A 12,037-nucleotide genomic window follows, 5' to 3' on the forward strand; every position below is an offset into this window, starting at 1 on the left:
GTTCAACTCTCAATTTCCGGGCTCGGCCAGGCTTGCTTCTCGAACGCTCTGGCGCACAACGTATTTCTGCACTTTGCCGCTGGCGGTGCGCGGGTAGTCGTCCACCTGGTGCAGCGTCTCGGGCCATTTCTGCTTGGCCATGCCCGCCCGCTCGAAGTGCTCGCGCACCTCGGCGAGCGTCGGCATCGAATGCCCGGGCTTGATGCGCAGCACCGCGGCGGCGTGCTCGCCGAGCCGCGCATCCGGCGCGGCGACCACCACCGCCTCGGCGACCGCCGGCAGGCCGAGCAAGACTTCCTCGACCTCTAAGGCGCTGATGTTCTCGCCGCCGCGGATGATGATGTCGGATTTGCGGTCGGTGATGGTCAGGTAGCCGTCGTCGTCCATCACCCCGATGTCGCCGGTGTGGTACCAGCCGTCCTCGTTGAACGCCTGGGCGGTCAGCGCGGGATCGGTGTACCCGAGGAACAAATCCGGCCCGCGAGAAAGGATTTCGCCGTCATCGGCCAGTCGGACCTCTACCCCGATGCGCGCGTTGCCGTCGGTGAGCAGCCTCTTGTCTTCCGGCGCCGCGTAATGGGAGCCGGTGATCGACGGATGCTCGGAGCTGCCGTAGGAGCGGGTGACGAGGATCCCGAGATTGGCCAATCGCCGGGTGACGGCGGCGGGAACCGTGGAGCCGCCGAGGCCAATGTGCTTGATATACCGCAAGTGTTCGGTGGTGAACCGGGGATGGTCGAGCAGGCTGGTGACGAAGTACGGGGGTCCACCACCAAGGGCCACGCCGTCGGCGTCCATCAGGTCGATCGCCTTATCGGGGTCCCAGACGTCGCAGAGATCGATCGGCGCGCCCTGGAGGACTGGGATCAGGAACGCACCGAGCATGCCGATGAAATGCCCGACTGGCAGCGCGGTGAGCATCCGGCTGCGATCGGGCGGGTAATTCGCCAGCAGTTGGCGTGTTTCGAAACCCAGCGTCTGATGGCTGTGGATCACGCCCTTGGGGTCGCTCGTGGTGCCCGATGTGAACGCGATCAGCGCGGGGCTGGCCGGGTCGGCCGCCAACGTGCCGGCCAGTGGTTCGGGGTCGAGTAGTGCGTCGAAGCTCTCGCCCACCAGCGCGACCGTCGGCACGTCGGAACAGACTTCGGGGTGGAAGGCCATCCGCCCGAAACCCTCGGCGGTGATGAAGACGCTCGGCTTGACAGCCGACAGGATGTAGCGCAATTCCTTCGGGCCGTAGAAATGCACGATCGGGACGACGACGGCACTCAGGAATGCCGACGCCCAAAACGTCACGGCGGCTTCGACCCAGTTCGGCAGCTGAAACGCGACCACATCGCCCGGACCGACGCCGCGGGCCCGCAGCCCCGCCGCCAGCCTGCGGGCCAGCAGTTCGACATCACCGAAGGTGCCGACAAACGGTCGGTGCGCGGAATGGACGCGGAAGGTGACGTCCGTAGCGTCCTTGAGGCTGCGGCCCACCAGGTCCCCGAGCGTGTCCGGGGTCCACCATCCTTCGTCCTCGTACCGTTGCGCCAACTCAGGCGCGACGACGCGGATACCGGTCACATTGCTCCCTCGTGACGCGTAGGCCGTGGCCAGTGTAGAACGACACTCTCGTGCAAAGTAGTCTTGTAGTTCTAGTTTTGCGAATGTATCGTTCTGCTCGCTACCAACATGAGATTTGTATCACACAAACGGCCGGTTGACCCGAAAAGCTTTGCATGGGGGCGGCGTCACCCGGCGTTGCTGTGCGAATGCGCCTGGCGCGCTTTGTATTTCGTGCGGCAATGGCTACATTGCGCTGGGGCGAAGGAGCGTAGGTGACCCGAGGTCTTACGGCCGGGCCGGCTCGGCATCGACCCCGTGTCATGCTCCCGGCCGGGCACCGCGGCTCTCGGCACACCTATACGCGCCCGTTGGCCGGGCTGGTCACTGTCCTGGTCATCTGCGTCATCGTCGCGTTGGCGTTGACCCAGTTCCGCGGCGGTTTCACCCAGACGGTCCCCGTGACGGTGCTCGCCGGGCGCGCCGGTTTGATGATGACTCCCGGCGCCAAGGTGAAACTGCACGGCGCCCAGATCGGCAGCGTCGCTTCCATCGACGACAGGCCCGACGGCCAGGCCGCCATTCACCTGGCCATCGAGCCGGCGCGGCTGCGTCTGATCCCGGCCAATGTCCTCGTCAACATCGTCGCGACAACGGCGTTCGGCGCCAAGTTCGTTCAGTTGATTCCGCCCGAGGAGCCGTCGGTGCAGGCTTTGCGCGCGGGACAGGTGCTCGACGCCGGCCACGTGACCGTCGAGGTCAATACCGTGTTCCAGCAACTGGTTTCGGTGCTGACCAAGATCGACCCGGCCAAACTCAACGAGACGCTGGGTGCGTTCGCGGCGGCCCTCAACGGCCGCGGCGGGCAGCTCGGGCAGACGTTTAGCGACGCCAACGCCTTCCTCGCCAAACTCGAGCCGAGCCTGCCGAAACTGAGCCACGACCTCGATGCGACGGCCCGGGTGTCCGACGCCTACGCCGACGCGGCGCCCGACCTCATCAGCGTCATTGACCACACGACGCGGATCAGCCAGACGTTCGTCGAGGAACAACAGCATTTCGACTCGCTGCTCATCAACGTGATCGGCCTGGCAGAGATCGGTAACGACGTGGTGGGCGGCAATCGGCAAGCGCTCACCGATGTCATGCAGCTGCTGGTGCCGACCACAGATCTGACGAACAAATACAATTCGGCGCTCACCTGCGGCTTGCGTGGGATGTTCCCGTTGGCCAAGCAGCCACCAACCCCGGTGCCCGGGCTCGAAGTCTTGGCAGGATTGAGCCTGGGCGCCGAGCGGTACCGCTACCCCTCGAACCTTCCGAAGGTGGCGGCTAAGGGCGGCCCGCAGTGCGACAACGAATTACCCGTGCCGTTCAACACATTCCCGCCCTTCGACGTCGCCGACGTCGGCGCCAACCCCTGGCGCTACGGCAACCCCGGCAACCTGCTGAATTCCGATGCGCTCAAACAGTTCCTGTACGGCCCCATCGACGGACCGCCCCGCAACACCGCCCAGATCGGACAACCGGGATGAGGCGGACGCTCGTCAAATTCGGGGTCTTCGCGGTGGTCATGCTGGCGCTGACCGGCTGCCTCTTACTCATCTTCGGCCAGTATCGAACGGGTCCGACGCACGGCTACTCGGCGGTTTTCACCGATGCCTCGCAACTGAAGTCGGGAGACTCGGTGCGGGTAGCCGGGATTCGGGTGGGAACCGTCAATGCGGTGTCGCTACAGCCGGACAACTCGGTGGTGGTGGGTTTCGACGCCGACCGTGACATCGCGCTGACGACCGGCTCGAAGGCCGCCGTGCGCTACCTCAACCTGGTCGGCGATCGCTACCTCGAAATCATCATCGGCCCCGGATCGACCCGGATTCTGCCGGCGGGGTCGCGCATCCCCGTCGACCACACACTGCCGGCCCTGGATCTCGACCTGTTGCTCGGCGGGCTCAAACCCGTTGTCCGCGGTCTGGATCCACACGACGTCAACGCGCTGACCTCAGCGCTCCTGCAGGTGTTCCAGGGCCAAGGGCAGACGCTGCAGTCGTTGTTGTCCAAAACGTCACGGTTCTCCGACGACGTCGCCAACAAGAACCAGGCCGTCGAGAAGCTCATCGACAACCTCAACACGGTGGTGCAAACCCTTGCCCAACAGGGTGATCAGTTCTCCGGCGCCATCGATCGCCTGCAGCACCTGGTGACCGACCTGTCCACCGACCGCGACCCGATCGGCGATGCCATCCAGGCGCTCGACAAAGGCACCGCGTCGGTGGCTGAGCTGCTCGCGGCGGCGCGGCCTCCGCTGGCCGGAACGGTCGACCAGTTGAATCGCTTGGCGCCCTTGTTGGATAAGGGGAAGGGATTCCTGGACGACGCGCTGCAGCGCGCGCCGGGAAACTACCGCAAGCTCGCCCGCACCGGGGCCTACGGCAGCTTCGTCAACTACTACATCTGCGGTGTTGCTTTCCGCGTCAGCGATCTGCAGGGCCGGACCGTGGTGTCGCCCTGGATCAAGCAGACCGAGGGCAGGTGCGCGGAGCCCTGATGCTGAAATACCGTGACCGCAAACACGTTCGATCGGGCCTGATGGGCGTGATCCTGATGGTGCTCGTCGTCCTGGTCGGGCTGGCGCCACAGGAACTGGCGTCGTGGGCGACGATGATCCGCTATCGGGCGTTGTTCTCCGAGGCCGGCGGCATCGAATCGGGAAACAACGTGCTGGTGTCGGGCGTCAAGGTCGGCACCGTCTCCGACGTCTCGCTGGACGAGGACGGCGCGGCCCTGGTGACGTTCCGCATTCGCGGGAAGGTGCTGCTCGGATCGGAGACCACCGCACACATCCGCACGGGTTCGCTACTGGGCGCGCGCGTGTTGACCCTAGAGCCGGGCGGCGCCGCCCCGCTGCGTTCGGCCGACGTCATCCCCCTTTCCCGAACCGCCTCTCCCTATTCACTTTCCGAGGCCGTCTCCGACCTGACCACCAATACCGCGGGAACCAGTACCCAGACGCTCAACCAATCGCTGGATGCTTTGTCGGCGACGGTCGATCAGATCGCGCCGCAACTCGGCCCGACGTTCGAGAACGTGACCCGGCTGTCGCGGGCGCTCAACAGCCGCGGGGAAACCCTGGACGATCTGCTGAAGAGCGCCACTAACGTCACCGGGATCCTGTCGGAGCGCAGCCAGCAGGTCAACGCGCTGATCCTCAACGGCAACCAGCTGCTCGACGTGCTGGTGCAGCGGCGCAACGCGATCAGCGAGCTGCTGGCCAATGTCTCCGTCGTCGCCAAAGAGCTGACCGGGCTGGTCGCCGACAACGAGGCCAAGCTCGCGCCGACGTTGGACAGGTTGAATTCCGTTGCGGCCATGCTGCAGAAGAACCACGACAACATCTCCAAGGCGCTGCCCGGCCTGAAGAAGTTCGAGTTGACGTCGGGCGAGACCGTGTCCAACGGCTTCTACTACAACGCCTACGTGCCCAACCTCGCGATACCGGAGTTGATGCAACCATTCTTCGACTACTACTTCGGAATGCGTCGCAACGACCCGAACATGCCGCGTGCCCTGTTCCCGTGGCCGCGCAACGGAATTCTCCCGGAGCAGCGATGAGGGGCTGGCTCGCAGCTGCGACGGCGGTGGTCCTGGTCGGGCTCGTTGTGGCGGGGTCTGCGTTTGTTGCGTGGCTTTCTTTTTTTCGGCCGATGACGATCACCGCGTATTTCACCTCCGCCACCGGCATCTACCCAGGCGATTCCATTCGGGTGTCCGGGGTCAAGGTCGGCACCGTGTCGTCGATCCAGCCGGCGCCCAGCCGAGTGAAGTTGACGCTGCATGTCAACCGCGACGTGTCGATCCCGGCCGACGCCAAGGCGGTGATCGTCTCGCAAAATCTGGTGGCGGCGCGTTACGTCCAGCTTGCCCCCGCCTACCACCGGAGCGGGCCCAAGATCCGCGACGGCGCGGTCATCGACGTCGACCGGACCGCGATTCCCGTCGAGTGGGACGAGGTCACCACCCAATTAACCCGGCTGGCAACGGATCTAGGCCCAGGTAATGGCGTTTCTTCGACATCGGTCAGCCGCTTCATCGAAAGCGCCGCCAACGCGATGGACGGCAACGGGGAGAAGCTGCGGCACACGCTGACGGAGCTGGCGGGGATCGCCCGGGTGCTGGCCAAGGGCAGCGGCAACATCGTCGACGTCATCAAGAGCCTGCAGACCTTCGTCACCACGCTGCGCGACAGCAATCAGCAGATCGTGCAGTTCCAGAATCGGCTGGCGACGTTGAGCAGCGTGATCGATGACAGCCGATCCGATCTGGATGCGGCGCTGTCGAATCTGTCGGTCGCCGTTGGCGAGGTGCAGCGGTTCATCGCCGGCAGCCGCGACAAGACCGCCGAGCAGATATCGCGGTTGGCCGATGTGACCCAGAACCTGGTCGATCACCGGCTGGATGTGGAGAACATCCTGCACGGCGCGCCCACCGCATTCTCCAACGGCTACAACATCTACAACCCGAACATCCCCGGCGCCATCGGCAGCTTCATCATCAACAACTTCTCCAATCCGGTCGACTTCATCTGCGCCGCAATCGGAGCCGTGGAGAATATCAGCGCAAAAGAGACCGGGAAGCTGTGCACCGAATACCTGGGCCCGGGGCTGCGCACGGCAAACTTCAACTACATGCCGATCCCCACCAACTTCGTACTGCAGCGCAGCGCGACGCCGGACAAGATCATCTACGCCGAGCCGGGTCTGGCGCCCGGCGGCGAGGGACCCAGCCCGGTGCCGCCGGAGACGCTGCCGTCGATCTCCGCCTACACCGGCATCAACGGCGATTCGACGCCGCATACGCTGGGCGACTTGCTGATTCCTGACACGAGTAGGCCTGGGCCGCCGCCCGGTCCACCGGGGTCGCCGTGAAGCGGCTTTTTGGCTTCGTCTTGTGCGCCGCGCTCCTCGCGGGCTGCGGATTCAAGGGCGTCAACTCGCTGCCGCTGCCCGGCACCGTGGGCCGCGGGCCGGGCGCCAGCGTCTATCACGTCGAGCTCGCGAATGTTGGCACGCTGGAATCCAATTCACCCGTCATGATCGGCGATGTCGTAGTCGGCGCCGTGGGCGGGATGCGGGTCAAGGGCGACCACGCCGACGTGGAGATCTCCGTCAAGCGTGACGTCGTCGTACCTGCCAACACGGTGGCGACTGTTGGCCAGACCAGCCTGCTGGGGTCGATGCACGTCGAGCTGAATCCCCCGCTGGGACAGCCGGCGCAGGGTCGTTTGCAGTCCGGCGCCACCATCCCGTTGGACAGGTCCGGGACGTATCCGTCGACGGAGCAGACGCTGTCTTCGTTGTCGGTGGTGCTCAATTCCGGGGGGCTGGGGCAGATCGGTGACGTCGTCCATAACTTCAGCGCCGCATTGGCCGGTCACGAGAACGACGTGCGTGAACTGCTGACGCGGCTGGACGATTTCATCGGTGTGCTCGACCAACAGCGTGATCGGATCGTGGCGACCATCGACTCGTTGAACCGGCTGGCCGGTACGTTCGCGTCACAGCGCGAGGTGATATCGCAAGCGCTGCACAAGATTCCGCCCGCCCTGGAGGTATTGATCCGGGAGCGGCCGCGTATCACCGCCGCGCTCGACAAGCTGCGGGTGTTCAGCAACACCACCACCCGACTCGTCAACGACACACAGGCCGACTTGGTGAAGAACCTGCAGAACCTCGAGCCGACGATTCGCGCGCTTGCCGATGTCGGCCCGGATCTCGGCATCGTCCTCGGCTACCTGCCGACGTTCCCGTTCACGCAGAACTTCCTCGACCGGGCGCTGCGCGGTGACTATTTCAATGTCTTCGCCGTCGCCGACCTGACGCTCCCCCGGCTCAAGCGCACGATGTTCCTGGGCACCCACTGGGGCGATCCCAACGCACAGCTGGTGCCCGCCCCAGGCGATCCGTGGTATCAGAACTTCACCCTGATGCCGTTCGCGGGGGCCGCGCCGACGCCGGCCAACGCGGGACCGCCCGGAGGCCCCGCGCCCGCGCCGCCGCGTCCTCCCGCGTTTGCGAGTCTCGATATGAGTGCCGTTGCGCCCGTTGACCAACCCGGTGGTCGCTGATGCTGACACGTTTCGTGCGCATTCAGCTGACGATCTTCACTCTGGCTGCTGTGATCGGCATGGGGGCCATGGTCTTCGAGTACATGCAGGTGCCGACGCTGCTCGGAATCGGCCGTTTCACAGTTAAATTGGAGCTGCCGGACACCGGCGGGCTATATCGGTTCAGCAATGTCACCTACCGCGGGGTGCAGGTCGGCAAGGTGACGGCGGTCGGTCCCACGTCTACCGGCGCGGAAGCCACTCTCTCGTTGCAGACTTCGCCAAAGATCCCCGCCGATTTGCATGCCGCGGTTCGCAGTGTGTCGGCGGTGGGTGAGCAATACGTGGATCTCGTTCCGCAGTCAGAGCATCCGCCCTACCTGCGCGACGGGTCGGTGATCTCCGCTGTGGACACATCCATCCCACCGCCCGTGGGGCCGATGCTGGACAAGCTGAGCGCGTTGGTGAACAGCGTGCCGAAAGACAAGCTGTCGCAACTGCTCGACTCGACATTCACGGCTTTCAACGGAAAGGGCTACGACCTGGGGTCGCTGCTGGATTCGTCGTCGCGGCTGTCGCACGACGCCGATGACGTCGTCGACCACACCCAAGCGCTGGTGAACGATTCCTCTCCCTTCCTGGATGCGCAGGCGGAGACGACCGACTCGATCCGGCAGTGGGCGCACAGCCTGGCCGGCGCCACCGACCAGCTGGTGACCGACGATCCGCAATTCCGAAAGCTGCTGCACACCGGACCTAGCTTCGCGCAGGAGATTTCGCGGCTGCTGAACCAGGTGAAGCCGACGCTGCCGGTACTGCTGGCGAACCTGACGACCGTCGGTCAGATCGGGGTGACGTATCACCCGTCGCTGGAGCAGCTGCTGGTGCTGCTCCCCCCGTACGTTGCGGCGACCAGTTCCTACGGCGTGACGAACAACCCGACCGGCTTGGCGGTCGGTGGGTTCGCGTTGACGATCGCTGACCCGCCGGCATGTACGGTGGGCTTCCTGCCGCCATCGCAGTGGCGGTCGCCGGCCGATACTTCGGAGGTCGATACACCGGACAATCTGTACTGCAAGCTTCCGCAGGATTCGCCGATCAGCGTGCGCGGCGCGCGGAACTATCCGTGCATGGGTAAGCCCGGAAAGCGTGCTCCGACAGTCGAAATCTGCAATAGCGACAAACCCTATGTGCCGCTTGCCATGCGGCAGCATGCGCTTGGGCCGTACCCTTTCGATCCGAATTTGGCGTCGCAGGGCGTGGCGCCGGACGACCGAGTGGGGATCGAGCAGCGGACCTTCGGGCCAGTTGACGGAACGCCACTTCCGCCGGGGGCGGTGCGTTCTGGAACACCGCCAGGGCCTCCAGCGCCGGGTTCACTCAACCAGCCGCCGACAGCGCCTCAGGCGGGTGCCGCGCCAAGTGCGTTCAATTCCAATGGTTCTGGTGTCTCGCCGTCGGTTGCGGTGCTGCATTACGACCCGCGGACTGGGCGCTATGTTGCGCCTGACGGGCAGATGTATCGGCAGTCTGATTTGGTAAGGGCGAAGGCACCGAAGACGTGGAAGGACATGCTGCTCACGTCAGGGTGATGCCGGCGACTTCTCCTTGACCTCGATCACGCTCATCTTCGGCAATCTCACTTCGGCGCTATCCTTTCAAGCGGTCGACGTCGCCAACGAAGCAAACGAATTGCCGCCACGACCGTTCAATTTGTCATTTGGCTGACGCTCAGTTGCTGAGCCACTGCTTCACACCGCCGTGGCCGGAGCATGTGCCCGTATGGTGCGTGCTAAAAGAGTAGTCACCATCCCGGCAGATAGCGGTAGCTCCCGGCGGCGTGCCACCGCTACTAACGAGGCCAGGGGCGCCCCCCGGAGGCAGGCCCGACGAGGGGTCGGGGACGCATTGCCCGCTGGAATTCTGATAAAAGCCCTTGCCGCAACTAGCCAGAATCGTGGTCGGCCCGTTCGCGACGATAACGGGAATACATGATGCCCCTGCAGAAATAGCTACCGCGGCAATTACAAGCTGAACCCGCACACTCCACCTCGGAAAATGATCTTGAGATTAGCGGGTGCCCACCCCGGACACGGAGCGTAATGGGTCCAGAGCGAGGCCCGCAGCAAATTGGCAAGGATTCGTCACCTAAGTGCACAACAGCTGATCGAGCCGTGATCTTGCTAAACAGGCTCGGCGCAGCCGGTACACAAGCGCGACTTCGGAAACTGGCGGCTACGGTTCACCCGACCTCGTCGAGGACACGAAGGCAGACACATCTCCGATGCTGGGCGCCGCTGGCCTTCCCAACTAGCCTGAAACCGTGCTGGCCATCCCGACCCTCAAGTTCAGCTATGGCAATCTGCTGCTCGCCCGCTTAAGCGAACTGGGCTCCGCCAGTATCGACGAGCTACTCGGGGACGATCCAGCACGACTCTTTAAATCCGACGGCCCGTTCGAGAACCCGGGGAGGCGCGCCCGTGATTGTCTTCGCTTCGCGCAGATGCTCGATCTGGCCGTAGAGGACGAGCGTAGGTGGAAGCTCACCGCATCGGGTGTCACCTACGCCGAAAATGTTGATCCAAGCAATCCCTGGACTGTTAGTGAGATCCAGAAGGACGTCCTTCGTGACCGGCTATCTGGTGCTAGCGCTCAGATCGCTGAGGACGTCCGGATCGCTCTTCGGATCGTTCGCGACGCGCCCGTCGGCTTCTCTAACGACGATTTAGGGCGCGCACTGGAAGCCCACGCGAAAACCGGCCAGTGGCAACAGGACCGGACCTTCGAATCCCAGGGTGCTCGGTACCGAGAACTTCTCATAGAAAGTGGGCTCATCGAGAGAAACGGTGAACTAACCGAGCAAGGGGTTACGTTCCTTGGTCGACAGGCGTCGGTCTGGTGGGTGAATCAAGGGGCCAGTTACACAAAGGAGCGCGATGGGGGGTTCCTTTGGGCGCCGATGCTGAATAAGGCGGGCCGTCCGCAGTATCACTGGGAGACCATGGATGAGGTCCGCGAAGGTGATGTTGTCCTGCATTACAGCAATGGCTCGTTGCGGGCCGCAAGCCATGTAACCGCCGCTGCGAGGCCGGCGCCGAATCCGCTTGACGACCAATCCTGGGAGGAAGCGGGCAGGCTAGTCAAGTCGCAGTATGAGGAGCTGAATGAGCCGGTCGCACTTGCCGCTATCGACGAGAGTGCCCGCATTAGGCAGGGTTCACCGTTCACCGTCGCTGGATCCGTCCAGCAGGTGTATCTCGTTCGCCTCCAGGGAGACTTCGTGAACGAACTGGCCCGGCGGTTCCCCGAGCTTGCGGCGCACCTACCTTGGGTTCCAGGTCCTCCGCCTCCGCCGCCGCCAGAGGCGCCGACGCCGGACGAACTGTTTCATGACTTTGCCGTCGCCGTGGAAGCTTCTGGGCTCCGTTTCTCAGCGGGCTCGAACCTCGTGCGATCGTTCTTGAGCAGTCTGCTTGCTAAACCCTTTGCGATCCTGACGGGGCTTGCCGGTTCGGGCAAGACTCAGCTCGCGATGAGGCTCGGTGAATGGTTCGGCACAGATGAACACGGACGTCATCGCCACGTCGTCGTGCCTGTGCGGCCTGACTGGACGGGCCCGGAATCGATCTTTGGATACGAGGATGCGCTGCGCAGATCCGCGTCAGGGGCGCCGGTGTGGTTTGTTCCGGAAGCGTTCGAGTTTGTTCTTCGCGCGGCGAACGATCCCGAGCATCCGTACTTGCTGATCCTGGACGAAATGAACTTGGCCCACGTCGAGCGGTACTTCTCGGACTTTCTTTCCGGGGTCGAATCGCGGCGTCCGGTCCTCCCGGATTTGGTCTTCGATCCGCCATCTCGTCAGTGGACCCTGCGGGACGTCGAAGCGCAGAGGCTGCCGTTGCCACGAAACCTTTTTGTCGTCGGCACAGTTAACGTGGACGAGACGACCTACATGTTTTCGCCGAAGGTTTTAGACAGGGCCTTCACCTTTGAGTTCCGGGTGACCGCTGACGAGCTTGACGCCGAGCTCCAACGGCCCATAGCCGCGCAGGCGGGCGAGGATCAGCGAGTACGCGCCTTCGCCTCGCTGGCGGAAAGCGACAGTTGGCAGCGAGAGCATCCTCATCCGGCTCGCGATGAGATTGTGTCAGCGCTTCGAGAGGCACACCTGATCTTGGCTGGCGCCAACCAAGAGTTCGGGCACCGCACGTTGTACGAGATCCTGCGGTTCTGCGCGTTCTTCGCCGCGACGGGAGACACCGATGTTCGTACGGCGCTCGACCTCGCGATGATGCAGAAGGTTCTGCCGAAGGTGCACGGGTCACGACGGCGCATCGAACCCATTCTCACTGAGCTCGATTCGCTGGCAGTAGGGGCCGGTCC

9 protein-coding genes are annotated in these 12,037 nt (G+C 64.0%); 7 read left to right on the plus strand and 2 right to left on the minus strand.

Annotated elements, in window-relative coordinates:
• Window positions 1–9: 9 nt before the first annotated feature.
• Window positions 10–1,572: an AMP-binding protein gene (locus JOZ00_RS17905; RefSeq protein WP_293345932.1), complete on the minus strand. Its 1,563-nt coding sequence runs from the start codon at window positions 1,570–1,572 to the stop codon at window positions 10–12.
• Window positions 1,573–1,874: 302 nt separating this feature from the next.
• On the opposite strand from JOZ00_RS17905, the gene JOZ00_RS17910 reads away from it, so the two are divergent.
• From JOZ00_RS17910 to JOZ00_RS17935, 6 genes are read left to right on the plus strand one after another with little or no spacing between them, the layout of a single operon-like run.
• On the plus strand, window positions 1,875–3,086 hold the full coding sequence (locus JOZ00_RS17910; protein WP_293345950.1) for an MCE family protein: 1,212 nt from the start codon (window positions 1,875–1,877) through the stop codon (window positions 3,084–3,086).
• Window positions 3,083–4,099 (plus strand): MCE family protein, encoded by a 1,017-nt coding sequence (locus JOZ00_RS17915; RefSeq protein ID WP_293345934.1) that lies wholly within the window; start codon window positions 3,083–3,085, stop codon window positions 4,097–4,099. The genes JOZ00_RS17910 and JOZ00_RS17915 overlap by 4 nt, the downstream gene beginning before the upstream one ends.
• Window positions 4,099–5,163, plus strand: a complete 1,065-nt coding sequence (locus tag JOZ00_RS17920) for an MCE family protein (protein ID WP_293345936.1) — start codon at window positions 4,099–4,101, stop codon at window positions 5,161–5,163. The genes JOZ00_RS17915 and JOZ00_RS17920 overlap by 1 nt, the downstream gene beginning before the upstream one ends.
• Window positions 5,160–6,476, plus strand: coding sequence for an MCE family protein (locus JOZ00_RS17925; RefSeq protein WP_293345938.1), 1,317 nt, complete (start codon window positions 5,160–5,162; stop codon window positions 6,474–6,476). Before JOZ00_RS17920 ends, JOZ00_RS17925 begins: the two co-directional genes overlap by 4 nt.
• Window positions 6,473–7,675, plus strand: a complete 1,203-nt coding sequence (locus tag JOZ00_RS17930) for an MCE family protein (protein WP_293345940.1) — start codon at window positions 6,473–6,475, stop codon at window positions 7,673–7,675. The genes JOZ00_RS17925 and JOZ00_RS17930 overlap by 4 nt, the downstream gene beginning before the upstream one ends.
• A complete protein-coding gene (locus JOZ00_RS17935; protein WP_293345942.1) occupies window positions 7,675–9,246 on the plus strand; it encodes an MlaD family protein in 1,572 nt (523 codons plus the stop codon). The genes JOZ00_RS17930 and JOZ00_RS17935 overlap by 1 nt, the downstream gene beginning before the upstream one ends.
• A 139-nt stretch (window positions 9,247–9,385) precedes the next feature.
• On the opposite strand, the gene JOZ00_RS17940 is transcribed toward JOZ00_RS17935, so the two are convergent.
• A complete protein-coding gene (locus JOZ00_RS17940) occupies window positions 9,386–9,697 on the minus strand; it encodes a DUF3761 domain-containing protein (RefSeq protein WP_293345944.1) in 312 nt (103 codons plus the stop codon).
• Between the two features lie 280 nt (window positions 9,698–9,977).
• On the opposite strand from JOZ00_RS17940, the gene JOZ00_RS17945 reads away from it, so the two are divergent.
• Window positions 9,978–12,037, plus strand: a 2,060-nt coding sequence (locus JOZ00_RS17945) for a hypothetical protein (RefSeq protein ID WP_293345946.1), incomplete at its 3' end; no start/stop codon positions are given.

It is taken from the genome of Mycobacterium sp. (assembly GCF_019243155.1).
GTDB lineage: Bacteria > Actinomycetota > Actinomycetes > Mycobacteriales > Mycobacteriaceae > Mycobacterium.